This is a genomic window from Indioceanicola profundi (genome assembly GCF_003568845.1).
Classification (GTDB): Bacteria; Pseudomonadota; Alphaproteobacteria; order Azospirillales; family Azospirillaceae; genus Indioceanicola; species Indioceanicola profundi.
The window spans coordinates 123090-149062 of record NZ_CP030128.1 but is presented as its reverse complement, the minus strand read 5'-3'; the positions used below and the strand labels follow the sequence as shown (position 1 = coordinate 149062).

The following is a 25973-nucleotide window of genomic DNA, read 5'->3' as shown; positions in this document are numbered from 1 at the left end:
GATGGAGAATTGGCGTGCGCGCAAACACCCTGTTCAGCTTGTGTATCACCGCCATCGGGGCCGTCGCCGTCGCGATGGCCCTCGCCCTTGTGTACCAGCAGTACAGCCGCCGGATCGACAGCCATGCCGCACAGCAGCACATGGCCGCCTTGGGGGCTGTCGCGCGTGCTGCAGAGACCCTGGCGCTTGAGCGGGGCACGGTGGGGGCAGCGTTGCTTCAGGAGGCTGCGGCACCGGACAAAGTCCGGGCAAAGATAGCGTCCGATGCCATGTCAACGGACACGGCCTTTGCTGCCGCTCTTGACATGCTGGATCGCATGACGCGCCGGACGGCCGAGATGGAGCAGCTCGCGGCGCTGCTCAAGCGGGTAGCGGCGTTGCGCGCCCGCGCCGTCACTGAAGTCGCACGGGAGAAAGCGGCACGGAACCCGCAACTCCTGAAAGATTATGCCCCAGCGGCTGCCGCACAGGTGGGTGAACTGACGCCGATTCTCCAAGTGCTGGAGACCGAGGTCTCGGCACGCGATGCCAGAGCCGGCCTGTTCGTTTCGCTGGCCCGGCTCGCGATGGACCTTCGGGCTACGGCCGGTAATCGCGGCGTTGCCATGACTCAGCTTGTTGCGTCTGGCGCTCCAGCTGCCCCAGCGGTGCTGGAGCGTGATGCAGAGCTTGCCGGCCGCGTCGATGAACTCTGGACCCGGGCTGAAATCCAGGGAAGACAGGTCGGAATGCCACCAGGACTGGCGGACGCCTTTGACCAGGTGAAGCGGCACTATTTCGGCGAGGGCCTCACACTTTATGCCGATATTCTCAAGGCGGCCCGCGATGACGGCCGGCACGGTCTCGAACTCTCCGCCTTCCGGGCGCAGCAAACGGCCTTTCTGCAATCCATCCTGCTGGTCCGCGACGCCGCCCTGGCGGACGGCACTTCTTATGTGGAGGCGCAGGCCGATGAAGCCATGGGCCAGATGGTTGCCGCCATTCTCCTGACCCTGGCTGTGGCGGCAGCCATTTTCGTCCTGGGCAGCGTGTTCCGCCGGCGCATTGTCACCCCGCTCGGCAAGATGACCCAGGTGATCGGCCAGCTCGCCGCGGGCGAAACGGATATCGAAGTGACGGGCGCTGAGCGGGGTGACGAGGTCGGCGACATCGCTAAGGGCCTGCAGGTCTTCAAGAGCAATGCCCTGGAGCGGCTGCGCCTGGAGCAGGCGCAGGCAAAGGAGCATCAGATCCGGGAGGAACGCGCCCTTGGTGTTGAACGGCTGATCCAGCAGTTCGAGCGCGACGTGACGGCGGCGCTCGGTGTGGTGACGTCCTCGGCGACCGAGTTGGAGGCAACAGCCCCGTCGCTCTCGGCCACGTCGGAGCAGACCTCGCAGCAGAGCACTGTGGTGGCCGGGGCCACCGAGCAGGCCTCGGCGAATGTGCAGACCGTGGCTGCTGCCGCGGAGGAGCTGACCAGCACCATCCAGGAAGTGGCACGGCAGATGACCCAAGCCCGCGACATCGCTTCACATGCGGCCCAGGAGGCCGGCCAGGCCAAGGAAATGATCACCGGGCTCGACGAGGCCGGTCGGCGGATCACCGATGTGATCGAGATGATCCAGAGCATAGCGGCACAGACCAATCTGCTGGCATTGAATGCCACCATTGAGGCGGCACGCGCCGGCGAGGCCGGGAAAGGCTTCGCCGTGGTAGCCTCGGAGGTCAAGCAGCTGGCCACCCAGACGGCCCGTGCTACTGAGGATATCCGCGGCCAGATCGGCGGCATGCAGTCGAGCATCTCGGGTGCCGTGGAGGTGATTGCCAGCATTGCCGGCGTCATCCACAGGCTCAACGAGGTTGCGGCCAGCGTGGCTGGCGCGGTGGAGGAGCAAACTGCAGCCACCGCGGAAATCGGTCGCAACGCCTCCGATGCCGCGAAAGGCACGCAGGAGGTTGCCGCAAATATCCAGGGCGTGCGGGATGCGGCAGAGAGTGCTGCTGCTGGCTCGGTCCAGGTGCTCGACGCCTCCCAGGACGTGGCCCGGCAGGCGATCGTGCTCAAGAACAACATCGACGGATTCATTCAAGGCGTGCGGGCCGCCTGACAGATGCAAGCTGCCAAAACGAACTGACTGGGCCGGACAGTGAAATCTGCCCTCAAAGAGAAATGGCGAGCTGCCGCCGACTGCTGGTATTTGGAGAAACCCTATGAGCGCACGCCTTTATGACTGCCAGTGGATCGAGATACGGAGTCCGGCCTGTCTGCAGGGCCTCGAAGGCCTCCCCGTGCCTCCAGGCCGTTATCGGCTGTATCAATATGCGCAGGAGAAGGCCGGAAGCGCTGCCTCACGCCAGTCTTTTCTCGATTATTGGTGGGAGCTGGAGCTTCCCGGCAGCAATGGTGATTTCATACGTGTCCGTGCGACGCTGCAGGAGCTGTTCGGGCAGCCGACGGAGCCGATGTCAGCCGGTTGAAACGCCGGGAAGGGCGAAATGCCAAAGATATTCACACCAGCGGCCGGCATCTGCTGGCTCTGACCAATGATATATTGGACAGGGCCCGGATGGATGCCGGCCAGCTTGCCGTGCAGGATGAACGTGTCGATCTCGGCCGACTCTGCGGAGAGGTGATCCGCCTGATGCAGCGGCAGTCCGAAATGGCAGGATTGACAATGGCTTTGACCTTGACCCCGCCATCTCCGGCTATCAGGGCCGACCATCGCCGTCTCCGGCAAATCCTGCTGAACCTTGCGGGCAACGCCGTCAAGTTCACACCGGCAGGGGAATGCATCAGCATCCTCGCGGAGGTGAGCCCCGGTGCCGTCGCTGTCCGGGTGACGGATACCGGAACCGGCATAGCGCCGGACAGGATTCCGGACCTTGGACGGCCTTTTGTCCAGATCAACGACAATGTGCTGACCCGTCCGCATCAGGGATCTGGAATGGGGCTTTCTATCTCCCGTGTTCTGGCTGAATTGCACGGGGGTATGGTGTTGATCCAGAGCCAGCCCGAAGCGGGAACAGAGGTTACCTTGTCCCTGCCCCTACTAGAGCAGATCACCTTGTCTTGAGGCACTATAGAGACCTGATTTATCGGGCCGGCCTGCCGGGTTTCTCACTGGAATCCGATGCGGCAGTCGCCGGCACCGGCGGCTGCGATTGAACGTCCCGGGCTCGCGGAGGGACGGAACGATGGTGCACCGGCCGGTCCAGGACTGGGATGCCGCAGTCAGGGCATCAGCGTCGATACTGCAGCAGATGGCCTTGTTCCTACAAATAGGTTGCCCCAAACCCTTTTTGCACCCGACCGCATTTGCGGAGCATGTCCTGCCATATTGCCTGAATTCCAATGCCCCGGTGAAGGCAGAAGCCGAACTCTGCTATCCTGCTGGCTGGCCGCTATGGGCTGCATTTCATGGTCCGGCGGCCGCACTTTTCGTGCGGCGCCAGTTGCCAGGAGAGCAACCGATGATCAATGTGGCAAAGCTGAGCGATCTGGAGCTGGCACGGCTCGCCCTGGCCTGTACGGATGAATATCATCGTAGGGCCTTCAGCGACCGGCGCTTGGCCTATGGCAGCGCGGCAACGGCACGGATCAGTCTCCAGCACTGTGTTCAAGCTGCGGAAAAAACGTCCTCCTCGTCCAGAGACAAGGCGCCTGCCAGTCCGCGGCGCTGATGTGCCGTGACGTACCGCCGCCTCGTCCATGCCCCGCATGCCGCAGAGCACACAGAAAGCGAAGAGCGTGCCCACCAGGTGGGAAAGTGTGCAGTTGGCAGGCCTTGTCTTAACCAAGACGGTTGCACCGCGCCGGTCGTGGATGGAAACAGGTGGGATTGCGCTGCCATCCGCAGCCCCCGCCGAAGGAATGGACGCAGGATTGGGAATTTACTTTCAGCGATGCGCGCCAGTCGCGTTGGCGCTGTTGATTCTGACCGCCAGTGCCGCCACTGCAACCGAATGCCCGGAGCATTTTGCCGGCGGCGAGGCGCCTGTCCTGCGCAATGAGAAGCTCGCCCCCAAAGCCCGCGAGCTCTGCAACATCGGCTTCGCCCTGCTGCATTCCGGCCTGACCCGGACCGCGCTCTACGCCGCGGAACATCTGACCCGGCATCGGGTGCGGGACGCAAAGGGTGATGAGCGCAATGACACCTTCCATGAGGAGTCCCGCCTGCCGGCGCAGGACCGGGCCCGGCTCTCCGACTATGCCCGGTCCGGCTATGACCGCGGCCACCTCGCGCCCAATGGCGACATGCCGGAGCCGGAGAGCCAGCACCAGAGCTTCTCGCTGGCGAACATGATCCCGCAGAACCCGGACAACAACCGCAACCTCTGGCGCCTGATCGAGACGGCGACGCGCGATCTGGCGCTGGAGCGCGGCGAGCTCTATGTGGTCACCGGCCCCATTTACCAGGGCAGCGAGGTCAAGGCGCTGAAGGGCCGGGTGCTGATCCCGACCCATATCTACAAGGCCATCCTCGACCCCAGGACCGGCGAGGCCGCCGCCTACGTAACCCCGAATGCGCCCGGCCGGTCCCACGAGGAAATCTCAATCGCCGCGCTCGAACGGCGCACAGGCATCGAGGTATTTCCCCTCCTGCCGGCGTCATCCCGGCAGCGGGCCATGGACCTCCCGGAACCGCAGGAACCCAAGCGGCCCCGCTCCCGCACTGCCGCCGCCCAGAATGAGGACCAAGCTCTTGCCGATGCCCTTGCCGAGCTGCTGGAGTGGCTCTTGCGCAAGCTCGGCCTCTGACCCTGCCCTGCCCCCGTGGAGATATGCATGACCGGCCTCAAGGCCCCGTTCCAGAACTGCACCGAGAGCGCCGAGCTGGCCGGCCTGACGCTGGAGAACGGCACCGACCGGATTGCGATCTACGGCAATGCCGATATCACCCGCGACAAGGCCGGCCTTGCCAAGATCCTGGCGCTGCAGGCTGCCATCCAGGCGATCGCGGTATGCCTGGAAGCGGAAAAGGACCGCTTGCCCGATCATGTTGACGGGCCAGACGAGCCGACCGGGGTAAAAAACCCCTTTGTTTGACAGGAGCAGAACACTCCAGCCGGCGTGGCTTAGGCGCGGCAATCCGTCGGGGGCAGCGGTCCGCTTGGCCCCCTCTCAGCGAGGCTCATCTGACCTGTGCAGGACCGGCCGTCTCGTGGATCAAGGATCCTGTTCACGACACGCACCCAGGGCAACAGGATCGTCGCCACAGTTCCCTGCCCCGGCGTGCTCTCCAACTGCAGGGTCCCCCCGTGCGCCTCGACAAAGGATCGCGCAATCGGCAGCCCCAATCCGGTGCCACGCTGCCTCCGGTTATGTGCCGGTGCGATCTGGGCGAAAGGTTCAAATGCTTGGCGAACCTCTTCCGGCCTCATTCCAACCCCTGTATCGGCAATCCGTATCAGGACGGCCTCCCCGGCTGCAACGTCCGCCGATATGTCGATCCGACCACCATCCGGTGTGAACTTGAGGGCATTTGACAATAGGTTCAAGACGACCTGGAACATCATTGTCGGATCTATGCGCACCGATGGAAGTGCATCTGGCAAATTCAATAGCACAGTGATTTTTTCCTGCTCGGCTTGCTGCTGCACAGTACGGCAAGCTCGACGGATCACCGCGTCAATGGTTGTGAGTTCCTCCCGCAGGTCGAGCTTGCCGGCTTCGGCCTTGGAAAGGTCCAATAAGCCATTCACCAGATGCAGCAAATGCTTACCACTGTCATAAATGATCTGGGCGTATTCGCGGGTGGATGCCACGTCGACCGGATCTGGCGTTTCCATGCGCAGAATATCGGAAAGTCCGATGACGGCGTTGAGCGGCGTCCGCAACTCATGGCTCATACGCGAGAAAAAATCGGACTTTGCCCGACTGGCCGCGGCCAAATTCCGGTTCGCCTCCGTTAATTCCCAGGTGCGCGCCACGACGGCGCGTTCCAGCATGCCCACGGTGCGGCGCCGATCGGACGCCATGGCGCCCAGCAACAAGGTGGCCAAGGAGGTGCCCAGCATCAGGCTCTGGAGTTCGGGCAACGGCATCTCGGTGCCGGCCAGGGTAGCGACCGCGACATTCCCAACGTTAAGCACAGAAACAGCAAGTAGAGCGGCAGAAAGCCCTCCATGCAGTGCGATGCCAAGAGCAGGAATGAGGAGCAGATGCCAGAGTCGGAGGTCCGCCCGGACAAGGCCCGGTAGCCCGTAAGCAGCACAGAGTGCGGCACCGAGCACAGCGCCATAGAGCAGCACACGTTTCCAGCTCGGCAGACGCTCAATCTGCAGCCAGGGCATCCTACGCGCCAGGAATTGCGGGGCAGCATAGGCCAGCAGAAGAAAGGCAAGCGGCGTCACCGTAAAGATGCCGACGAGATCGCCAACCCAGAACAGACCGACATAATAAAGGCTCTGCTCCAGGCTGGCCGCCCCCGTCGCAACATAGGCCGCGCCGTGGAGTACAGCGGTGCCGAGCGCCGTTGCCGTTACAACCAGGCAGAATAGGCCGGTGGTCAAGAAGGTCGAGGGTTGGTCGCGGCGCGCCATTTGCCGTCGGTAGACGGCAGCTCCCGTGCCATAACCCGCTACAACGGCCAGGGTCGTAGCAGCCCAGGTCAGTAGATCGTCTGGATACCAGTAACCTGCGCCGGCGATCAGGGAGGCCAATGCCACGACCGGGGTGAACCACGCGCCAAAGAGCATCAAACACACAATGCTCAGCCCAGCCGGCGGGTAGAAAACGCTGGCATAGTGTGTCACGCCGAAAATGGCTGCGGCCTGGAACAATGCTTGCCACAGGACCAGGAAGCCCCCGACAAGACCAGCCTGCTTCGCCTTCCCCTGCAACCAGTGCCGCAGTTGCCCGGTAGGGGGCGGAGTTGATCTCGCCGCGTCGCCCATTGTCTCCCTCATGATCCACACCTGACGAGCAGCCGCCAGTCTCAAGGATTCCCCTGAACAATCAGTTGCGATGATCTCATGCCATCTGGAGCCTGCATTGTGCCCGCAGTGCCAGTCGGCGGGGCAAATGGCTACTGGATTCGTTGCGGCAGATTGGGGTGCGGCTCGGCACGGACCGCCGGAACGCCAGTTTCGATGAGCTTTCACCACTGTCCTGAAATTTGGGCCACTGCCGGCCACGAGGGTCAAGCTTCGGTAACCGCCATATGAAACCGAAAACGCGATTCTCTCCAGCGGAGTCGGAGCATCAAGCCTTCTAAGGAACCCAGCTGAGACAAACCGCATATTGCTGTCCAGGTTCAACAACCTGTAATCAACGAACGGAAGCTATAAACGCCGCGGCAAGTGCGCTGCTCGTCAGCGTTTGCACTCGGCCGTGGCTGTGCGAAAAGGGGACCAAATATGACGGACGATGCCAACAGCGCTGATCCGATGCCGTGCCTGGGAACCGGCATCGGCGATGATGAAATGGCGATTCTCCACAAATGGGCGGAGGACATGGCGGCTCTTGGCCATCCGCTGGTGGCGGTTCGCCTGCGGTGGAGGGCGCACTGCGCCTTCACCGGAAGCGACCCAAACCATGATCCGGACTCGAATCTCCTGTTCAGGGCCTTGGAAGCAATCGCCGGCAATTGCGAGGCCGTGTGAAGAAAACCGGACCGCAGCCGAACGGCCGGACCATCAATCACCTGACAGCTCGTTTTCGGTCTGCTCTGGCTTCCGTCGCGCAATAACTTCCATGGCAAACAGCAAAGGATCATGGGCCAGCCTGGGATCTATGCCGAGCTCCGCGCAGTCCGCGTAGAAGCGAAGACGCTCCGCCATTTTTGGATTTGCAGTTTCGATCGTAGCCGCGGCCTCTCTCAGGCTGGCCACAGGGTCGAGACGCGTCGGAGAATGCGCAGAAGCAGTCCGCACCAGGTCGAAAATTTCTTCCGCATCTCTGGGCAAAATCAGGGCTTCCCACAGTCGAGGAACGGCGTTTCCCTGAAACTATGATACATCACATACCCTCGCAAGTCAGTTTAGGTCCGCTCTGTCAAGTTTTCCCAACATCACCTTCTATCGTAAACATGTTAATGTTTTGTGCCATGACCAATGGAAGGTCAAGTTGCCCAAGATCATCTTTCGCAGACTATGCCGATTCTTGCAAACAGGGCCGTCGCGGGCGCGTCGGATTAGAGAGCTGTTCCTCTCCAGCTGGGCTGAACATTGGCGGAACGGGCATCCGATAGCCTACTGGCGCAATTCACAGGGCGGGCTGGTCGGCAAATCTGGCGAGGGCCTGCGCTGGCTGATGGTCCGGCCTGACGACCCACAGGCCTTGAGTCGCCGGAATGGCATCTCAGCAAGCTTGGCGTCTGATCCTGCCCGATCCCACCGGAAACCTGTACGGCCGGCATCACGGCCCCGCTCCGGAACTGCTCCGGGAGTGCCGAGAGGGCTGGCCTGACGGTGGCGAACGGCACCGGCCGGACCGCGATCTACGGCAATGCCGACCTCGTCCGCGATAAGGCCGGCCAGCTCCGTTCTGCCTGCACCCGGGTGGCAGCTCCACTGCCTGCCCTCATCCCGCTTTCAGGCTCGCGATTGCCTGGGCCACAGATCTACGCAGGATCGCTGTTTCGCCACCCAGCGCACTGGCGGAGGCCAGCACCTCGCCGCTCGCCTGCAGCGTCGCCTGCGCCATCCTGCGCAGCCCGGAGACGTTCTCCGCCGCCCGGTTGGTGCCTTCGGAGGCCTGCTGCACGTTGCGGGCGATCTCCCGCGTGGCGGCCTCCTGCTCTTCGACGGCCCCGGCAATGATGGTCGAAATGCTGGTGATCTCATCCACCGTATGGCGGATCGCCTCAATGGCCGCAACCGCCTCGCGGGTCGCCAGCTGCATCGACGCGATCTGGGTGCTGATCTCTTCGGTTGCCCGCCCGGTCTGGGTGGCCAAGGCTTTGACCTCGGACGCCACGACGGCAAAGCCTTTGCCGGCGTCCCCTGCCCGCGCAGCCTCAATGGTGGCGTTGAGGGCCAACAGATTTGTCTGCCCGGCGATCCCTGCGATCAGGCTTACCACATCCCCGATGCGGCCTGCCTGTTCGGAGAGGCGCTGCATCTGTCCTGTGCTGTCGCCGACCCGGCCCTGGGCCGTCTGGGCGATGCCGGCCGCCCGGGTCACATGGCCGCTGATCTCCTGGAAGGAAATGGCGAGCTCCTCGGTGGCTCCGGCCACAGCCTGCACATTGGCGCTGGCCTCATCCATGGCCTGGTTTACGGCCGAGGCCTCGCTCTGACCGCTGTGCGCCTGATCGCTCAGCGTTCTTGCGTTGGTCTCAAGCGCCGTCATGGCCTGTTCCAGTCGGCCAATCAGGCTCTCGACCTGCATCTCGAGATCGCCGGCGATTTTTCGCGCTGCGGCCTTCTTCTCCTGCTCGGCGCGCTGATCAGCGGCAATCTGCTCCGCCTCCAGCTGGAGCTTGGCCGCTGCATTCTCCTTGAAGATCTGGACCGCCCGGGCCATGGCGCCGATCTCGTCCTGCCGTTCCGCCATGGGCACGTCGACGGCAAGGTCATTGGCGGCCAGGCGGTCCATGGCACCGGACATGGCGGCGATCTGGCGGCCGATGGAGCGGCTGACCACCAGCGCCAGCCCAAGCGCGAGGGCCACCGAGACAATGGTGCCGGCCAGCGTCGTGATCCAGGTGAAGTTCACCGATCGCATCATTGCGGCCGAGGACAGGTCCAGCGACTGCCGCGCCAGCCCAGCAAGGCTGCCCGTCTCCGTGTCGAGGATGTCCGAGAGGGCGCGCAGCTCCTCGAGGCTTGCATCCACCGCGGCGGTGGCGGCGATGACCGCTTCCACAGCCGTGCCGTAAACGCCCAAGGTGTCGCCAAGCGCGCGGCCGAAGCGCTGCACCCGCGGCACCTGTTGGCCGGCCTCCAGTATCTCGTCCTTCAGCCGCAGAGCCGTCGCCAGCTCCGTCCGGGCCGTCTGCCCATCGGCCGGATTCCGGGAGCTGATGAAACGAAGGGCGGCGCCTGAGCTTCCCTGCAGGGCTTCATTGAGGCGCAAAACCGGGGAAAGAAGCCCGGACTGACTCTCGCGCACCACATAGTTCTGGAGCGCGGAATGAATGGTCCGCATCTCGGTCACAGACTTGACAAGACTGGCTGTGGCCGCGCGGCGCTCGCCGATCCCCTCAACCACCTTGCTCATGGCAGTCCGGAACGCATCGGTGCGCGCCGCAAGCTTCTGAACAGCGAGGGTCAAGTCCGCTGTATCGGCACGCCCGGAGAGCGCCGCCATCGCCTTCGTCAGCGTCTCGCCCGCGGCATCCACCTCAACCCGTGCCGTGTCCGATTCATAGAGGGCATAGGCCACGGTGGTGTGCTGCAGCCGATCCACGCCATGGACCAGCTCCGCCGCAAGGGCGGTCAGATCGACATTGCGGGTAACGGCTGTTGCCGAGCCTCCCACAATGGTGACGCTGCGCAATGTTGTGGCAGCAAGCACGAGCAGCAGAGCCGTGGTGCTGAGCGCACCAACAAAGACTCGGGTTCGGATCGAGAGGCCGCTGAAGCGACCGCCAAGCCGGAGATGGGCGAAGCTTTGCACGGACATGGTGTCGGCCTCCCTGTTTGGCTCTGCTGCGACCCGGTCAGCGTGCCGCCTGGATACGGGCGATCGTGTCCGCCCCGAACTTGGCCTCGTAGCCGGCCATGGCGGGTTGGACCTGCTTGGCGAAAGCGGCGCGGTCGACTGTGCGGACAACCTGCATGCCGGCCTGCTCCAGCGCGGCGACGCCCTTCTCCTCAGCCTCCGCGGCAAAGGCGCGGGACGCGGCCGCTCCGGCCTTGGCGGCGGCAAGGAAGGCCTTGCGGTCCTCCTCGGACGCCTCGTCCCACAGATCCGGCGACATCACGATCAGGGCCGGGTCGTAGACATGGGCGGTCAGGGTCAGGTGTTTTTGGACCTGATCGAATTTGGAGGCCTGGATGGTGGCGATCGGGTTCTCCTGCCCGTCGAACTGGCCGGCCTTCAACGCCTCGAAGAGCTGCGGGAAGGGCAGCTGGCTGGCATCCGCCCCCAGAGCCTTGAAGCCGTTCATGATCACGTCGGATTGCGGGGTGCGGAGCTTCAGCCCCTTCACATCATCCGGGGTGGCCACCGGGCGACGCGAGTTGGTGAGATGGCGGTTGCCGTTCTCACCCCAGGCCAGGGCGACAATGCTTTCCGCCTCGAAGCGCTTCAAATAGTCAGCCCCGATCGGCCCGTCCAGCACGGCATGGGCATGGGCGGCGTCCCGGAAGATAAAGGGCACATTCAGCACGCCGACCTCTGGAACAAAGGTTGGAAGCGGTGCACCGGTGATGAAGGCCAGGTCGACTGAACCGAGTTGAATCCCCTTCATCATCTCGACTTCGCCCCCGAGAGCGGCGTTCGGATGCTGTTCGACCTTGTACCGGCCCTGGGTCTGCGCCTCCAACACCTTGGCGAAGGCCGTAGCCCCGGCGCCAAGCTGGGACTCCGGTGCCAGAATATAGCCGAATTTGATCACCCGTGCGGAGTCCGCGTGGGCTTTTCCGCCCAGCACCGGGCTTAACAGGGCGAGGGTTGCGGCGACGGCAAGCAAGCGGATGCTTTTCATGGACCAACCTTCCGTGGGTGCGGATCATGCTCGACATAGCGCCCCGCTATATCGATTGTGTTAGCTCCACATGATAGGCGGCAGCTTCGTGTAAAAAGCAAGTCGAATCAGCGCACCGTGGAAGCAGGCGCGATGTTGATCCTGCTTTCATCTTCCGGGCGGCCTATCCTGAGGAAACAGGCGTTCAGCGGCACCCTGACGCGATCGTCACAATGCAAGTATCGTTAACGCCAAATACCGTCCCGGTGCATCGGCGCGTTCATGGACTTTCAACTCTGGCGGAAGCCCTCCATGCGGGCGCCTCCTCTATGAGGAGCCTTGGCGACGATTTCCGACCCTTTCCTAGCACCCTTGCCCGAAGTGCCGGGGATCATGCCACGCTGTGACACGGTCTGCTGGCTGGCCTTGCCGGCACGGCCCGTCGCCACCCGGGGCAGCGGCACAGGAGCGGCAATGAACGGGGCGGCCTGGAAGTCGGGCCGTCCCGGAACAGCCTGTCCTGGTCGCCACCCGTCACGCGCTGGCCCCTCCGCCAGGCTGGTTCCGGCGGCCCGGCGGCCGTCCAGCTTCGTCCTGTTGGTTGCGACCCCATGTGCCCCTATGACCGGAACCTTGGCATCCGGGATAGGGGCCACGGCAGCCAAGCCGCCGCGCTGTGTCGCGCGGCGCGCGCCTTCCGGCACAGGATGCGCTCGGGCCGGAGCCAGGCTGCGCCCGCGCCGCGTAGGTTCTGACGCCCTGCCGCTTGCTGGAGACGCGGCCTGCCTTCGGAAGGCGTCGCGGACGCCGCACCGGGGGGCGCGCTCGGCCATCAGGCCGGTTGCGGTCCATGTCCGGCTCCGGCGTTTCCTTGTCCGCCTCCTGATGCCCTCTATGTGCCGCCGGTCCCGTTTCAGTTTGTGACTGCCTCCTGGACCAGGATCTGATCGCCGCGCCGACGGATCTCGACGGTGAGCGGGGCGGCATCGTGGTCGCGGGGCGTGGAGAGCACGACGGTCTGGCCGGGGGCGAGCACAGCTTCGATGCGGACCGGCGTCCCGTTGTCCTGGGCCATGGTGGCGACCACCCGGAACCCCTCCTGTTCGACGGTGTAGTAGGCATCGCCGGCCACCTCGCCGAGCTCGATCGCCCGGGCAGATTGCGGCAGCAGGTCGCTGGCGTAAGCCGGGGCGGTGAAGGCACAGGCGGCCGCAGCCGCAAACACGCGTTTGCGCATGGTCATGATCATCTCCTGAAGGGTCAGCGCCGCGCGTTCCCGCTGCGGCCTTGCTTGCACAGGAAGATGGCTCGGCTATCATCATCAGTCCAACAGATAGGATCGATGATGCCCATTGATCATACTAATCTTGCCCGCCTGGACCTCAACCTGCTGGTGGCCCTGGATGCGCTCCTGACCGAGCGCAGCGTCACGCGGGCCGCGGCCCGTATCGGCATCGGCCAGTCGGCCATGAGCCACAATCTGGCCCGGCTGCGATCCCTCTTCGGGGATGAACTCTTGACGCGTGGAGCGGACGGCATGCATCCGACGCCACGCGCCCTGGCCCTGGCGGACCCGGTGCGCGTTGTCCTCTCGCGCATCGAATCCCTGGTCTCGCGTGCGGAGAGGTTCGATCCGGCAACGGCGGAGCGGCTGTTCCGGATCGGATTGCCGGACAGCATCGAGGTGCTGCTCGGCCCGGCGCTGCTTGCATATCTCTGCGCGGCCGCCCCCGCCATCCGGCTGCGCCTCTACTCCACCGACCGGCTGCGCCTGCTCGACGAGTTGGATGCCGACCGCCTGGATCTCGGCATCGGCATCGGCGCCTTCCCGGAGGGCAAGACACACCACAAGCAGCGCCAGATCGCCACGGACACCTATCTGTGCATGTTCAATGCCGACCGGGTCGGGCTGTCCCCGCCCATCTCGCTGGAAGACTATGTCCGGCTGCCGCATGTGCTGACGAGCCTGCGGGAGGGGGAGCGCGGGGTTGTGGACGAGGCGCTGGCGAAGCTCGGGCAGAAGCGCACGGTGGCGCTGACCACCCCGCGCTTCGTCGTGGTGCCGTTCCTGGTCTCCCGGGCCGCGGTGATCACCACCATGCATGCCAGATTGGCGCGGTTCTTCGCGGCAACCCTTGGGCTTGCATTGAGCCCGGCGCCGGTGGAGCTGCCGGAGGTTTCCGTCTCGCTGCTGTGGCACGCCTCTTATGACGAGGACCCGGCGCATATCTGGCTGCGCCGGACCGTGTCCCGCTTCATGGCGGAAGCCGCGCGGGACCATGGCGGCGGCTGACCGGAAAACCCTCACAGCTCCAGCACGCCCGTTCTCTTATGTCGAAGGCCGCTGGGAACCGCGGCGGGGCGCAGCCCCGGTATCCTTGTGCGCCGAAACCAGAGGCGAAGTCGGTCAGCAGCGGGACGGCGTCGGGATTGTCCGCCTCCTCCTGGACGAGATCCGCGGCCGGCCCCGGCGGCCGCCGCCGACCGGGCGGGCGCTGTCCTCCCGGCGCCGCAGCCCGGGCGGTTGGACTTTACTGGCCTGTTCGGAGGTGAATTGACACAGGGCAGTGGTCCGAGAGCCGCGCCTTATCCTGCTTCCCGGTCTCCCGAAAGACGATGCTGTCGAACGAGTTTTGCCGGATCGCATCCCGGGCCGCTCCGCCCAGGATGATGTGGTCGATGTACTCGGGGTACTGCCCGCCCCAGCACTTTGAGGTGCGGCCCGCCGTGACCCGTACCAGCGGTGCCGGCCCGTTGTCCAGAACTGCCCAGAGCGGGTCGCCCTCGGGGAAGCGCCGGTTGAAGTCGCCCATCACGGCAAAGGCAAGGCCCTCCTTCTGGCGCGCATCGATCCAGCGACCGACGATGGGGATCTGCTCGGCAATCTGGCTGCAGGCGTTGGCGCTGCTGGCCGGGCTGAAGCAGCCCGACTTCAGATGGACGGCGAGCAGCCGGAGATCGCCGGTGGACGGTGATGTCAGCGCCCCGGCGCAGACTCCGCTCCCGGTTCGGCAGGAGGTCCAGTTCTTCCAGGTCGGGATTGCGGGTGTAGCGCAGGCCCTTGCGGATGGCGAAGCCGGGCCGCGATAGTCCGGCTCGTCGGTCAGGATGATGCTGTACTCCTGCGGCGGGAACACTTTCTGGGCCGCCTCAATGCTGTCGATCTCCTGCAGGGCGATCACGTCGGCATCGAGCTCCTCCGCATAGGCGCGCAGCAGCGCGAAGTCGGCCTCCATGCGCTGGTAGATGCGCCGGTTCTCGTCCGCAATTCCTTTGTTGATCTCGGCCGCCGCCGATGTTCCAGGTGGCGAGCTCAAGGGCGGATGCAGGGCCTGACAGGGCTGCAAACAAGACGGCGACGGGAAGCACGTGGCGCATGCGCAGTGGCAATCCTGATCAGAAAGGCGTGGGCGAACATGCTGCTGCGGATCGGGAGGCAGAATGGTCGGCCTCCCGTCCGGCGGCCTCAGCCATTGACGGCGTCCTTCAGGCCCTTGCCGGCGGTGAACTTCGGTTGGCGGGAGGCGGCGATCTCATTGGCCTCGCCGGTGCGCGGATTCTTGCCCTGGCGCGCGGCGCGCGCGGCAATGGCAAAGGTCCCGAAGCCCAGCAGGCGCACATCGTCCCCTGTCTTCAGGGCGTCCGTGATGCCGTCGAACACGGCGTCAACGGCCTTGGCGGCATCGGATTTGGACAGGGCGGTGATGTCCGCGACGAGATCGTTCCTGTTCATGCTGGAGCTCTCCGATCCGAACGAGGCCCCACTATCGGGTAGGAGCGGCACGAATTGCCAGCGCAATCCTTAGATCCGCCGGCAGCGCCCCTCCCCTGCCCTCGCCGCGGAGATCACGAAGGGCCGTTCGGGCCTATGCCGACGCGGTCACGGGTGGGGCATCCTTGCTTAGTGCCGCCACTCCTTGCCTTCTCTTGAGATCCTGCAGAGGCAGCTTCGGTGTCTGGCATGATCACGATCGATAAGCAGGCCAGCTTTCATCGAAGAAGGGGTGTCTGGTCCGGCCGGGTGGACCGCTGGCGCAAGGGACGGCCGGTCCCGACAAGGAAGCGGCTCTCGCCCTGCAGCCGGCGCTCAGGAGAATCATCCGGCCGCAATGGTCCGATGCCCCAGGGCCGCAATGGTCCGAACGCCCCTCAGTTCGCCTGGCCGCAATGGTCCGACTCCCGGTGTTTCATCGCCTGGGCCGCAATGGTCCGAGACATCCAACCACAGAGCCGGGCCGCAATGGTCCGACATCTCACGAACGAGGACAGGTCCAGTACCGCACTTTTGCCGATTCGCGCGTTCACGCCGCCCAAACCATCGGACCTTTGCGGCCCCGCCTGAAGCTGCCTCTGTTTTCCACCGGACCATTGCGGCCACATGACCAGCCCTGCACGGGGTCCACGCTTTCCGACCGGACCAAAGCGGCTCAGGCTTAGGACCATTGCGGCGCGCATCGCTATCGAATCGGGCTTTCCACCGGACCAAAGCGGCACATCAAATAATAAGGATTTCAAATAACAACAAATAGGCCAGGCCGCAAAAGTCCGAACTGGATTTTGAGCTGACGACCTGGAATCCTCTGACCTGCGCCGAACAGGAGATCCCGGCATGGCCGACATCCGCCGCCTCATTACCGACCACGGCATTGACACGGCACGCCAGCTGGTCACGAGCAAGGCTGAGCGCTCAGCCCTGGAAGCAGCCTATGCCTACATGTCCGATGAAAGCCAGGAATTAGGCATTGCTCATGCGGGCTTTGCCCTGACCAGCCTTCCCCATACCAATCCGGACCGCGCCCAGGACCCTGAATACCATCGCAAATCCAACAACCGGTGTACGCTGATCATTCAGTCGGGCCGGCGCAGCGATGGGTCGTTGGTCGGGGTTCCCTATGGGGCCAAGGCCCGCATGATCCTGCTCTATCTGCAGACCCAGGCTGTGCGCACCAACTGCCGCCGCGTCGAGCTGGGCGACAATTGGCATGCCTGGATGAAGGCGATGGGAGAGCGCAGCGCCGGCGGGAAGACCTATCAGCTGGTGCGCGAGCAGGCACAACGGATCACCGCCTGCTCGCTTCAGTTCATCTGGGACACGCCCACGGCCGAGCTACGGACCAATGCGGCCTTCGTCCGCAACGCCATCAGCTTCAAGTCCACCCCTGCCGATACGCGGCAGGTCACCCTCTTCCAGGACGAAGTTGAACTGGATGAAACCTTCTTTGCCGATCTCAAGCGTCACCCCGTGCCTTTGAGCGAGGCCGCCCTGCGGCACATCTCCGGTCATTCGGCGGCAATCGACATCTATATCTGGCTGAGCTACCGGCTGCATGTGCTGGAAAAGCCGACTCCGGTGCGGTGGCATGCGGTGAAGGCGCAGTTCGGAGAGCATTATAAGAAGCTCTCGCACCTCAAGCCCAATTTCCTGGCTGCCTTGAGCATGGCGCTCGCCGTCTATCCCGACGCGCGGGTCGATGTGACCGACGAGGGCCTTGTTCTGCATCCAAGCCGACCGCCCATTGCGAAGATCGCCTGAGGGCGGAATCGGACCATTGCGGCCCTGCCGTCGGACCTTGAACACTCCCGAGATATCTACCCTGCTCCGGAGTCAGCACCAGACTGGCCCGTCCGGCGGACAGGCGCGGCCTGTTTCGCCCCGTCCCGTATCAGACAAGAACCTTTCCGGCCCGGTGATGGCGGCGCCGAAAAACCGGTGCGGCCAGGATCAAGGCCGTCGCTTGGCGAAGGCCAGTGGATTTTCTCTCCGTCTGCATGGCACAGGCTCCCCTCCTCCACCACGCCTTGATCATTCGAGACATGGATCGACGTCAGTGGCGCCTTGGGCATGGAGCGGCTGAAAGGGCTGTCGCACAGCGGGGCCATGCTGCGCTCCTCGTCGCCTTGAAAGCAGGCCATCCTCGGCGGCACGGCCTGCTCTCGCCCTTTGCCTGAGGTGCTGCCCATCCTGGCCGAGTCCCTGCCGGCCGACCTTCGGCGTACCGGCTGCGTAAGACCGGGCTACACGGCCCTTCCACGGATCCGGCGCGGCCACTCTGGCTTTCCGGAGTGGCCGCGCCGGATCCGTATAATGGGCGGCCCTGGTTTCACGATGATCTTGTCCGCGGCCGGCGGCGCGTCGCGCCGCGGAGGCGGCACCGCGGCAGTCATGGTGCTGAAAGGGCGGATCATCCGTCCGGTGTGGTCGCCGGGCGCGATCACCCCCGCCCCCTTTTGACAATGAACATGGCGAGGCGGCCGGCACGGCGGCGGTCGCCCTGTTTCCTTACCAACCGGAAACCTTCCACCTTCCTCTGCACCTCTTGGGAGCCGGTGCCCTGATCCAAACCCGCCGTGGCCGGGTCCAGCAAACCGGCCAGAGAACCGTACGGAAACGTGCTGGTTCTGCTGGCGACCCGGACCATGAAAAGGTCGACGGGCGCGCCCCGGCCGGCCTGCCGAAGAGCTGCGGCCCTCCTCATTCCTTTGGTCCCCTCCCCTGTCACGAGAACGCTCGGCAACGGCAGCTCCTGGATCGGACAGAATGGTGCGGCGGCGATGCGAGGCGCAGACCAACCTCCTTGCGGCTCGGCTTGTGCGGCAGTGCCATTCAGTTGCCATGACCAGGAGGGCGGGCCCAGTCCGGCCAGGAGCCCGCCGCATGATCGGCGCCGATCGCTGGAAATGCCCGCCGGCGGTGCGGGCAGGAGCATTGACGACTATGCGGCATCCCCTTTCACACTGGCTCTCGCGGACCTGTCATGCTCACCGCCACTCCGCGCGCCCGACCCGATATGGCATCACGTCGAAACGGTTGCTCAGATTGGGGCGTCCTCCTGTCTGCAAATGTATGCAAGTCCCGGCACCAGTGCGACCGTCGGCGTTGGCAAAAGGCATGGCGGGGTGCGGAGTATGACAGCGTGGCTGAAGTCGACCCGCATCGCACACGCAACCGGAATTCTTCAGTGGGAGAGTTCGGCGCTCTGAGGGACTCATGGCCTCGTTTCCCATGCCGTTGCAGGCGGCAGGACGCTTGATGCGGTGGCAGCGGTCCGGGCTCCAGCCACTTCGTCGCGGCGGCGGCTGGCCGCCCTCCGGTTCTGACGTCAGAACCTCGGAGCCGGCTGGTGCTGGACACTCGGACCATTGCGGCCCTGGCTTCGCCGAGCAGCGCTCGATGCTCGTGAAGCGAACATCGTCCTTACCTCTGCTATGTTTCACCGGACCGGGAGAAAGCCGGTCCCCGGCCAAGGATTGGATGAGTTGAGCGCGCAAGGGGGCGGTGCAACCAGCCTGTGCAGTCCAGCGTACGACCTCGGGGAAAGTTGCGATGGGACGCCGCGTCACGAGGCGGAGTGCAACTATCAACTATCAACGTTGATGTTGACTGGTTGATTTCGCCATGCGAGTCTGGTGTGCAGGCGAAAGATGTTGGAAGGGGGGCGCGATGAATGGTGAACGCATGCGGGAGGTACGGCAGCAGTTGGGCCTCAGCCAGGCGGAAATGAAGGATGCGCTGAACCGTCGCCTCCGCCGCAGCTATGACAAGCCGAAGATCAGTCGCTGGGAGAATGGACGGGAGAGCATCCCCGACGATGTTGCTGCGGAGCTTGCGGCGCTGCTGGAAGGGCGCCCACGCCAGGCCCGAGTCATTGTTCTGGCGAACCAGAAGGGCGGCGTCGGGAAGACCACCAGCGCTCTGAATCTTGCCTATGCGCTGCGGCGCGGCGGGCGGGAGGTGCTGCTGGTGGACATGGATCCACAGGCTACGGCAACGGCCGGTATCCTGGCCGGCGGCGCCGTGGAGGCTTACCGCCAGGGGCGTACCATGGCGCAGGTTATTCTGACCGGCAAGCCGATCGCCGACATCATTATCTCGGCCGGAGAGGAGATCATCGACGGCTGTGCGCCGCCATTCGATTTGGCGGGCAGCCACATTGACCTGGCCGAAACCGACGGGCGACGGGAGCCCGGCTTCGACGCCGCCCTGCGCGAAGCATTGGACGAAGTGCGCGGGCGCTATGACTTCATTGTCATCGATGCGCCACCGAACCTTGGCATGTTGACCTGGATGGCCCTCGCTGCAGCCCAGGATGTGCTGATCCCGGTTCGCACGGAACCCTACGACACGATGGGTGTGGGCCTGATCCTGGGCACCATCAACAAGGTCCAGCGGCGCCTCAACCCCGGCCTGCGGCTGGCCGGAATCCTGCCAACACAATATGGCAAGCGCAAGAGCGTGGACCGGGAGGTCTTGGCGCTTCTGGTGCAGGCCATGGGGGGCAAGGCCCCGGTTCTGACGCCTGTGCCGGACAGCGCGGTCTTTGGCCATGCCGCCCGCAATGGTCGCATCGCCCTCGAGGCGAGCCCCAGCAGTCCGGCGACGCAGGTTTATGCGAAGCTTGCCGACGGATTGGCCGCCGGGGCGGTGCTGCCGCGAGCTGTCGCGGACATGGTTTTGGATGAGCAGGAGGGCTAGAGCATGGCCGGCAAGGCGAAACGACCCTCACCCATTCTCGGCGCGGCCAGCGCAATGATTGGCGACGCGTCCGACACGCTGGTAACCAGGGACAGCCGGTTCCGACATACGTTTGAGGCGCCGTTGGAGCGGATCAGGGCGGATCCCGGCCAGCCGCGCAAGCGCTTCGATGCCGCCGAGATCCAGGCGCTGGCAGCGACCATGGCGGAACAGGGGCAGTTGCAGCCCATTCTGGTCCGGCGCGATCCCGACAGCCGTGCTGGATGGATCATCGTGGCCGGGGAACGCCGATGGAGGGCGGCGGCGCTGAACGGCTGGCCGGCCTTGCTGGCGATCGAACACAGCGAAGATCCGGAAGTGGCGGCCCTGATCGAGAACCTTCAGCGTGTTGACCTGACGCCTGTTGAGGAGGCGAGGGGGCTTCAGCGCCTTATCGAGGGGAAGGGTTGGAGCCAGAATCAAGCAGCGCAGGCGCTTGGCAAGAGCAAGGGGGAGGTGAGCGCAACCCTCCGCATTCTCTCGCTCCCAGAGGAGATCCTGGATGGGGTTCTGACGTCAGAACTGGACATTCCGCGGAATGCGCTGGTGGAACTGGCCAGAATTGAGAGCGGGACCGTGCGGGATCAGCTGGTCGAGTTGGCCAGGAAAGGCATGCTGACCGTCCGGAGTATTCGGGCGGCACGGGAGGCCGAGGAGCAGAAATCGACTGTTCAGTCCGGGGAGCCGGCGCCGACACGGACAGGATCAAAGGCCGGGATCCACTTTAGTGTTCGCGGCCTTGAGAAAATGACGACGGCTCTGCACGCTGCCCGCACTGCCGGCCACACGCTAGGGGCGGAAGAACGCCGGTGTCTTGAGCAGCTGAAGGCAGAAATCGACTCCATTCTCGCGGGCGGCACATAGGTCAGACGGCAAATTGTCGCCCCAACGCAGATCCGGGCCGCTTGCATCTTGCCAGTGCCCGCCCCCGGGCCTGCTCGCCGATCTCTCTTATCTCTTGGCCGGGTTGACGTGCGGCGCGGGGCATTTGTGGTCGGGGCCGTTGCCCTGCCGTTGTCGCGGGTGGAGGAAGGAAGGGTGAAGAGCTGTCCGTCCTGCGGTTCACGCGGGCTCCGGCCAGGGGACCACGGCAAAATAGGGATATATCCGACCGGGAACGGGCCGCGTTCGACTTGGCTTTCGATTGTTGTGCCAGGGATCAGTACCGGCTCTGGCCCTGTCTGGCATGGTCCTCAGTACCTCGATCCAGAGCCCTGAGGGGAGCCCGCCTCCTCGACGCGGCGAGAGGCGTAGCGCCTTTGGTGAGGATTTCCAGATAGGCCCTGGAAGCAAAGACGCGGCCACGACATCGGCCTGTCACCTCGTCCACGGCGCCAAGCTGCTCCAGTTCGGCAAGCACCGCATCCACCGTCGGCGCCGACAGGCGCGACCGCTGAACCAGCGTACCGGCCGTGGCATAGGGCGCCTCTTGCAGGGCCTCATATCGCCGCAAGGCTGATCCGGTGCGCTCGCTCGCCCTGGCAATCCGCTCCCGGTTCCACCTGAACAGCTCGACGATCCGGGAGGCTGCGAGGACGGCGCGGTCGGCTGTTTCGGCCACCCCCTCCAGGAAGAATTCGAGCCAAGCCTCCCAGGCTCCCTGTTCCCACACCTCCTGCAGCAAACGGTAATAATCGCGTCACCGGGTTTTCAAGAAGAGGCTCAAATGGAGCAGCGGCTTCTGCAGCACGCCTTCGGGGCACAGGAACAGGGTGGCCAGGAAACGATCGATCCTGCTATGTCCGTCCAGGAAGGGGTGGGTGGTTTCGAACGGAACGTGCAGGAGCCCGGCTTTGACACGGGCCGGCAGGCGAGCCGCCCGATCGTGCATGAGGCGCTCGAATGCATCAAGACAGTGGGCGAGATCTCCCGGTGGCGGCGGCACGAACAGGGCATAGCCTGGCCGCGTCCCGCCGATCCAGTTCTGCGACCTGCGGAATTCGCCCGGATCCTTGGTCCCGCTCCGGCTGCCCTGCAGCAGGCGCACATGCATTTCGTGGATGAGACAAAGGGAGAGCGGCAGGCTGTCCATCCGTTCAAAGCCATATATCAGGGCGTCCACGCAATTGGACGCCTCGCGGACATCGTCCACCGGCTGCCCGGCCACGGCCTCCTGTTCAAACCGCAGCAGATCCGTGAGCGTCGGCCGGGTGCCCGCGATCGTAAGTTGCTAGAATAGCTTCCTTGCGCACAGACATGTAGAGGAACAGCTCCTGGCGTGGGCGCATCCTGGTGATGCCGTCCAGGCGACAAAGCGCCCGCTCGGTGCGGGTCAAGCGATCCAGGAGAGACAGAAAATTGACGGGCGGAGCGGGCGGCAGGGGCCGCGGCACATAGGCCCGCACCATTTCTTCCGCAGCCGGCATTTCCACGATCCTTCCCATGCGGGAACTTCCAAACGCAGATTGGGCCGTGGCAGAATCTCTTATCTAAGCAATCGGCAAATCCTTGAACAAGCGGGACAGTTAAGTAAACCGCTTCAAGGAGCCGGAGTGCCGTTCAGAACATTGCTGACGGATGCTTGGATGCGCCGCGATCCAGACGATGAATCAGGCAGTCATCCTCGCCGAAGACCCGGCGCTCAACGGGGCGGAAGCCGAGGCGCTGATAAAAGCGGTGGGCCCGGTGGTTGCTGGCGAGCGGGTCGATCAAAAGCGCCTCGACCGACGGATCGGCGAAGCAGCGATCAATCGCTTGGCGCATCATCGCCGTGCCGTATCCCTGGCCCAGGGCCGCCTCGTCGCCGACCCAGATATCGATTGCACGCAGCCCGGCAGGCATCCCGCCCCAATAGTGGCTATCCTCCAGCGCGGGGTCGATGATCTGCATGAAGCCGATCGCATGGCCAGAGATTTCCGCGATCAGCAGTTCCCGCCACGGCGGATGGCGCGAAAGCTCCTCCTCCCAGTTCATGCCGCCGTCACTGCTGCGTGCGGCAATGACGTGCGGCTTGGCATCCCAGGCGCGCAGCAGTGCAAGGTCCGAAGGAAGCGCAGGGCGAAGCTGAAGGTCCATGGTCCAACTCATTATGTTACCGGCCAGTTGCTCCGGCCAGAACCCGGCCCTCTCACGAAGCGGCAACATCATATAGCATGACCGGCCGGGTGGCATTGCGGGCGTATGGCGGTCATGAGCCGCTCCGGCGTGCCGCAGTCAAAGTCCTGGCCCGTGCTCGTATCCGCTCTTCTCCAAGGGAGGGGCCGTGAGGAGCCAAGCCGGTGGGGTTATGGCGTCGGAGCGCAGCCGATCGAAACCCGGACCAGTGGCTGAGTTGAAGCGGCGAGCCCGGTAGCCCATGGCTTCGGTCGGCCAGGAGAGAGCGAGGGCAGTCTGGCCCGCAGCAACATCCATCCGGACTGTAGGGCCTTCATTTCGGGTGACCATGTCCGCCAAACCCTGGACTCCAAGCGCCATATCCTCGTGGACGTGAACGGCATCCCTCTCGCCCTGAGGCTCACTGCCGCCAACTGGCACGACAGCAAGGAGATCGTGGCCCTGGTCAACACCGTGCCGCCGGTCCGGCAGTGCGCGGGACGGCCCCGCCGCCCGGCCAAGCTCCACGCCGACAAGGGCTACGACGTTGCCCCTGTTCGCCGGGCTTTGCGCCGCCGCGGCATCACGCCCCGGATCGCCCGGCGCGGGATGGACACCGGCCAGCGCCTAGTTCGCCACAGGTGGGCGGTGGAACGGACGCTCGCATGGTTCAGCCGATACCGCCGCCTCGTCAACCGCTGCGGGCGCCGCGCCGACATCGTCTCAGGCTTCCGCCACCGCGCCGCCGGCCTTATCTGCTGGCGCGTCGTCCAAAGATGGCTTTATTAGGCGCGCTTGGATCCGCGCAAGGCCTGAGCTGCCATCAGCAGCACGCGCCGATCCGGCACATTGTACAGCGGCCGCGACCCTGATGGCGCTTGAACCCGATGGTGCAGGGCATTTGAATCTTTCCTGTACACCAGGTCCTTGCCGGAACGGCGGTGGCGGCAAGCATGGATCGTGAGATTGACTCCGCCCCACCCGTCACCAGGATGTGATCTCATCCACATCCTGTGAAGCGGGACCCCGGAAATTTGACCAGGGCTGTTCCGGCGCTGTCCAGGTGGAGGTTTCAACGTTGAAACCCGTCGGGGCGGATGCCGGCGCCCATCAAAGGGCGATGTGCAGGAGGAGAACCTTCCGGTTGCCAACCCGGAGAATGGCCAGGGCGGCGTGGCAGGGTCGCATCGAATCCGCTCTGGCTTGCGTTCGGACGGCCCCTCTCCTCCAGGATGGGCCTCCTCCCGATCGGGGCTGGACCGGCCCGCTGACCGGACCAGATCCCGGCGCAGGACCATGAGGCGTGGCTCTCACGAGGGCCGTTGCATCTCCGGCCACAACGGCCTGCAGCGCCTGCGCCACAGGAAAGGAGGGTTCAGCGCCGAACCGGCAGCGCGGGCTTGCCGACAGGCGGAGGGCATGTAGGATGGCGCATCTTGAAATCGGGGGAGCCAATGGCCGTAGCAGTCAAGGAACGCCGCACCGGCAAGGCCGCCAAGCCGGCAGGCAAGGGGCAGACCGGCGCCACGCCGGTGCAGGTGCCGAAGCTGGTCGTAATCTCGGCAAGCAAGGGCGGCGTCGGCAAGACCAGCGTGGCCCGCGCGCTGGCGGTCGCCGCGGCGCATGCGGGGCTTCAGGTCGCCATGGTCGATCTGGATCCGCAAAAGTCATTGCGGGACTGGTGGAGCGAACGCCCGGACGCGGCGCCGCAGATCGCTATGTTCGAGGATGTCGGGATGGGCAATGTGCAGGCGTTTCTGGATGTGGCGCGTGAGCAGCCGCTCGACATCATCATCGTCGACACGCCGCCCGGCGTGGAGGCGGCGCCGGAGCAGATGGAAGCCGTGCTGAAAGCAGCAGATCTGGTCCTGGTGCCCAGCCAGCATGGACCGCCGGACGTCATGGCGGCGACACGCTGGCTGGAGCACCTGAATGTGCTGGGCGTTAGCCGCTTTGCCGCGGTGCTGAACCGGATCCAGCACAATGTGAAGACCAACACGAATACGGCGCGGCTGAAGCTGAACGCGGCCGGGCCGCTGGTGCCGGTCGAAATCCCTCAGTATGAGGTGTTCAACGACAGCTTCGGACTGGGCGTCGGTCCACAGGAGATCGCGCGCTCGCCGGCGACGGACTATGTGGAGGGGCTTTGGGCCTTCGTGCGACGGGAGATTGGCCTTGACCGCTAAGCCAGCCTTTCAGCTCTCGACCAAGCAGGTCCGCGCCCATCGCAACGAGCAGACCGCTGTCTTCGTGCCAAAGACGCTGCAGGACTACGAGGTTCGGATCCAGGGCCTGTGGGACCGGGCCGAGGAGACCTTCCTGGAGATCGGGCGCCATCTCGACCAAGCGGCGGCCAAGTTCGGTGAGGAGGAGGTCGACCGGCTCAGCCTGCCCTTCAGCAAGGCAACGGCGTCGAAGCTGAGATCGGCGGCCCGGTTCATCGATTCCGGTCGCGTCGACGCCGCCCTTCTGCCGAAGAGCTATGCAACGGTGTATGAGATCTCGCTCATGCCGGAACCATTGCTGCAGCAGGCCGTGGCGGAGCGCGTCGTGGCGCCGGATGTCTCCTACCGCCGTGTCGTGTCGTTCCGCCGGAACGCGGCCGAACAGCCGCGGAGCCGCCAGGAGAGCCTTCTCGAACGCCGGGAGCGGTTGAAGGCGCAGATCAAGGTGCTGCAGAACGAGCTGCGCCGCGTCGAGGCCGCGTTGAAGGCAAGCGGGGACGTCACTGGGGAAAGTCCGGAACTGGGCCCCTCAGACTCCCGGCAGGTCCAAGCGGTCGAGGATCGCTGACGCGTGTTGGAAGATGGGGGCGTGGCCGGTCGGGCAGGAGGTTGCGATTCCGGCTGGCCTTCGGATCGTGGCGGTGA

At 64.6% G+C, this 25973-nt stretch carries 22 protein-coding genes and 1 pseudogene; 14 read left to right on the top strand and 9 right to left on the bottom strand.

The window, feature by feature from the left end:
* The first annotated feature begins 140 nt into the window (after positions 1–140).
* The 6 genes from DOL89_RS21935 to DOL89_RS21915 all read left to right on the top strand — a co-directional run bounded on the left by DOL89_RS21935 (position 141) and on the right by DOL89_RS21915 (position 5029).
* The gene (locus tag DOL89_RS21935) at positions 141–2090 is read left to right on the top strand and encodes a methyl-accepting chemotaxis protein (protein ID WP_205574741.1); all 1950 of its coding nucleotides are present in this window, start codon (positions 141–143) and stop codon (positions 2088–2090) included.
* Positions 2091–2193: 103 nt separating this feature from the next.
* On the top strand, positions 2194–2460 hold the full coding sequence (locus DOL89_RS21930) for a hypothetical protein (RefSeq protein WP_119681513.1): 267 nt from the start codon (positions 2194–2196) through the stop codon (positions 2458–2460).
* 89 nt (positions 2461–2549) lie between these two features.
* On the top strand, positions 2550–3056 hold the full coding sequence (locus tag DOL89_RS21925; protein WP_119681512.1) for a sensor histidine kinase: 507 nt from the start codon (positions 2550–2552) through the stop codon (positions 3054–3056).
* Between the two features lie 121 nt (positions 3057–3177).
* Positions 3178–3663 carry a hypothetical protein gene (locus DOL89_RS25165; RefSeq protein WP_162937786.1) on the top strand — a complete coding sequence of 162 codons (486 nt, stop codon included), beginning with the start codon at positions 3178–3180 and terminating at the stop codon, positions 3661–3663.
* Positions 3664–3901: 238 nt separating this feature from the next.
* Positions 3902–4741 (top strand): DNA/RNA non-specific endonuclease, encoded by an 840-nt coding sequence (locus tag DOL89_RS21920; RefSeq protein ID WP_225890082.1) that lies wholly within the window; start codon positions 3902–3904, stop codon positions 4739–4741.
* Positions 4742–4768: 27 nt separating this feature from the next.
* Positions 4769–5029: a hypothetical protein gene (locus DOL89_RS21915; RefSeq protein WP_119681510.1), complete on the top strand. Its 261-nt coding sequence runs from the start codon at positions 4769–4771 to the stop codon at positions 5027–5029.
* A gap of 29 nt (positions 5030–5058) precedes the next feature.
* On the opposite strand, the gene DOL89_RS21910 is transcribed toward DOL89_RS21915, so the two are convergent.
* Complete coding sequence (locus DOL89_RS21910; RefSeq protein ID WP_162937785.1) at positions 5059–6879, bottom strand: sensor histidine kinase; 1821 nt, start codon at positions 6877–6879, stop codon at positions 5059–5061.
* 462 nt (positions 6880–7341) lie between these two features.
* On the opposite strand from DOL89_RS21910, the gene DOL89_RS21905 reads away from it, so the two are divergent.
* A complete protein-coding gene (locus DOL89_RS21905) occupies positions 7342–7587 on the top strand; it encodes a hypothetical protein (RefSeq protein ID WP_119681508.1) in 246 nt (81 codons plus the stop codon).
* Positions 7588–7620: 33 nt separating this feature from the next.
* Here DOL89_RS21905 and DOL89_RS25160 read toward each other — a convergent pair whose 3' ends face one another.
* The 4 genes from DOL89_RS25160 to DOL89_RS21890 all read right to left on the bottom strand — a co-directional run bounded on the left by DOL89_RS25160 (position 7621) and on the right by DOL89_RS21890 (position 12801).
* Positions 7621–7890 carry a hypothetical protein gene (locus tag DOL89_RS25160; protein WP_162937784.1) on the bottom strand — a complete coding sequence of 90 codons (270 nt, stop codon included), beginning with the start codon at positions 7888–7890 and terminating at the stop codon, positions 7621–7623.
* 616 nt (positions 7891–8506) lie between these two features.
* Positions 8507–10552 carry a methyl-accepting chemotaxis protein gene (locus DOL89_RS21900; protein ID WP_119681507.1) on the bottom strand — a complete coding sequence of 682 codons (2046 nt, stop codon included), beginning with the start codon at positions 10550–10552 and terminating at the stop codon, positions 8507–8509.
* A gap of 37 nt (positions 10553–10589) precedes the next feature.
* Positions 10590–11579 (bottom strand): DctP family TRAP transporter solute-binding subunit, encoded by a 990-nt coding sequence (locus DOL89_RS21895; RefSeq protein WP_119681506.1) that lies wholly within the window; start codon positions 11577–11579, stop codon positions 10590–10592.
* A gap of 892 nt (positions 11580–12471) precedes the next feature.
* Positions 12472–12801, bottom strand: coding sequence for a hypothetical protein (locus DOL89_RS21890; RefSeq protein WP_119681746.1), 330 nt, complete (start codon positions 12799–12801; stop codon positions 12472–12474).
* A gap of 102 nt (positions 12802–12903) precedes the next feature.
* Here DOL89_RS21890 and DOL89_RS21885 point away from each other — a divergent pair, with 102 nt between their 5' ends.
* On the top strand, positions 12904–13851 hold the full coding sequence (locus tag DOL89_RS21885) for a LysR family transcriptional regulator (RefSeq protein ID WP_119681505.1): 948 nt from the start codon (positions 12904–12906) through the stop codon (positions 13849–13851).
* Positions 13852–14089: 238 nt separating this feature from the next.
* On the opposite strand, the gene DOL89_RS21880 is transcribed toward DOL89_RS21885, so the two are convergent.
* Both DOL89_RS21880 and DOL89_RS21875 read right to left on the bottom strand, forming a co-directional pair.
* Entirely contained in the window at positions 14090–14875 is a 786-nt protein-coding gene (locus tag DOL89_RS21880; protein WP_162937783.1) for an endonuclease/exonuclease/phosphatase family protein, read from the bottom strand.
* 149 nt (positions 14876–15024) lie between these two features.
* Positions 15025–15291 carry an HU family DNA-binding protein gene (locus tag DOL89_RS21875; RefSeq protein ID WP_119681503.1) on the bottom strand — a complete coding sequence of 89 codons (267 nt, stop codon included), beginning with the start codon at positions 15289–15291 and terminating at the stop codon, positions 15025–15027.
* Between the two features lie 876 nt (positions 15292–16167).
* Between DOL89_RS21875 and DOL89_RS21870 the strand changes: the two genes are divergently transcribed.
* The 3 genes from DOL89_RS21870 (at position 16168) to DOL89_RS21855 (ending at position 20934) form a co-directional block, all read left to right on the top strand.
* Complete coding sequence (locus DOL89_RS21870; RefSeq protein WP_119681502.1) at positions 16168–17091, top strand: replication protein RepA; 924 nt, start codon at positions 16168–16170, stop codon at positions 17089–17091.
* 1908 nt (positions 17092–18999) lie between these two features.
* On the top strand, positions 19000–20031 hold the full coding sequence (locus tag DOL89_RS21860) for an AAA family ATPase (protein ID WP_119681500.1): 1032 nt from the start codon (positions 19000–19002) through the stop codon (positions 20029–20031).
* 3 nt (positions 20032–20034) lie between these two features.
* Entirely contained in the window at positions 20035–20934 is a 900-nt protein-coding gene (locus DOL89_RS21855; RefSeq protein WP_119681499.1) for a ParB/RepB/Spo0J family partition protein, read from the top strand.
* Between the two features lie 295 nt (positions 20935–21229).
* On the opposite strand, the pseudogene DOL89_RS21850 reads toward DOL89_RS21855, so the two are convergent.
* Positions 21230–22454: pseudogene (locus tag DOL89_RS21850) on the bottom strand (Fic family protein).
* A 115-nt stretch (positions 22455–22569) separates the two neighbouring features.
* Complete coding sequence (locus tag DOL89_RS21845) at positions 22570–23085, bottom strand: GNAT family N-acetyltransferase (protein WP_225890081.1); 516 nt, start codon at positions 23083–23085, stop codon at positions 22570–22572.
* A gap of 330 nt (positions 23086–23415) precedes the next feature.
* Here DOL89_RS21845 and DOL89_RS21840 point away from each other — a divergent pair, with 330 nt between their 5' ends.
* The 3 genes from DOL89_RS21840 (at position 23416) to DOL89_RS21830 (ending at position 25896) form a co-directional block, all read left to right on the top strand.
* Positions 23416–23892, top strand: coding sequence for an IS5 family transposase (locus DOL89_RS21840; protein ID WP_263973606.1), 477 nt, complete (start codon positions 23416–23418; stop codon positions 23890–23892).
* Positions 23893–24557: 665 nt separating this feature from the next.
* Complete coding sequence (locus DOL89_RS21835) at positions 24558–25289, top strand: ParA family protein (protein WP_119681496.1); 732 nt, start codon at positions 24558–24560, stop codon at positions 25287–25289.
* A complete protein-coding gene (locus tag DOL89_RS21830) occupies positions 25279–25896 on the top strand; it encodes a hypothetical protein (RefSeq protein ID WP_119681495.1) in 618 nt (205 codons plus the stop codon). Before DOL89_RS21835 ends, DOL89_RS21830 begins: the two co-directional genes overlap by 11 nt.
* The last annotated feature ends 77 nt before the right edge of the window (positions 25897–25973 follow it).

Excerpts from the sequence above, each read along its gene's own strand:
- DOL89_RS21860 (WP_119681500.1), top strand. The coding sequence starts at position 19,000 with ATGAATGGTGAACGCATGCGGGAGGTACGGCAGCAGTTGGGCCTCAGC.
- DOL89_RS21855 (WP_119681499.1), top strand. The coding sequence starts at position 20,035 with ATGGCCGGCAAGGCGAAACGACCCTCACCCATTCTCGGCGCGGCCAGC.
- DOL89_RS21905 (WP_119681508.1), top strand. The coding sequence starts at position 7,342 with ATGACGGACGATGCCAACAGCGCTGATCCGATGCCGTGCCTGGGAACC.
- DOL89_RS21915 (WP_119681510.1), top strand. The coding sequence starts at position 4,769 with ATGACCGGCCTCAAGGCCCCGTTCCAGAACTGCACCGAGAGCGCCGAG.
- DOL89_RS21870 (WP_119681502.1), top strand. The coding sequence starts at position 16,168 with ATGGCCGACATCCGCCGCCTCATTACCGACCACGGCATTGACACGGCA.
- DOL89_RS21910 (WP_162937785.1), bottom strand. The coding sequence starts at position 6,879 with ATGGGCGACGCGGCGAGATCAACTCCGCCCCCTACCGGGCAACTGCGG.
- DOL89_RS21875 (WP_119681503.1), bottom strand. The coding sequence starts at position 15,291 with ATGAACAGGAACGATCTCGTCGCGGACATCACCGCCCTGTCCAAATCC.
- DOL89_RS21890 (WP_119681746.1), bottom strand. The coding sequence starts at position 12,801 with ATGACCATGCGCAAACGCGTGTTTGCGGCTGCGGCCGCCTGTGCCTTC.
- DOL89_RS21900 (WP_119681507.1), bottom strand. The coding sequence starts at position 10,552 with ATGTCCGTGCAAAGCTTCGCCCATCTCCGGCTTGGCGGTCGCTTCAGC.
- DOL89_RS21925 (WP_119681512.1), top strand. The coding sequence starts at position 2,550 with ATGGATGCCGGCCAGCTTGCCGTGCAGGATGAACGTGTCGATCTCGGC.
- DOL89_RS21895 (WP_119681506.1), bottom strand. The coding sequence starts at position 11,579 with ATGAAAAGCATCCGCTTGCTTGCCGTCGCCGCAACCCTCGCCCTGTTA.
- DOL89_RS21885 (WP_119681505.1), top strand. The coding sequence starts at position 12,904 with ATGCCCATTGATCATACTAATCTTGCCCGCCTGGACCTCAACCTGCTG.
- DOL89_RS21835 (WP_119681496.1), top strand. The coding sequence starts at position 24,558 with ATGGCCGTAGCAGTCAAGGAACGCCGCACCGGCAAGGCCGCCAAGCCG.
- DOL89_RS21930 (WP_119681513.1), top strand. The coding sequence starts at position 2,194 with ATGAGCGCACGCCTTTATGACTGCCAGTGGATCGAGATACGGAGTCCG.
- DOL89_RS21935 (WP_205574741.1), top strand. The coding sequence starts at position 141 with ATGGCCGCCTTGGGGGCTGTCGCGCGTGCTGCAGAGACCCTGGCGCTT.
- DOL89_RS25165 (WP_162937786.1), top strand. The coding sequence starts at position 3,178 with ATGGTGCACCGGCCGGTCCAGGACTGGGATGCCGCAGTCAGGGCATCA.
- DOL89_RS21845 (WP_225890081.1), bottom strand. The coding sequence starts at position 23,085 with ATGGACCTTCAGCTTCGCCCTGCGCTTCCTTCGGACCTTGCACTGCTG.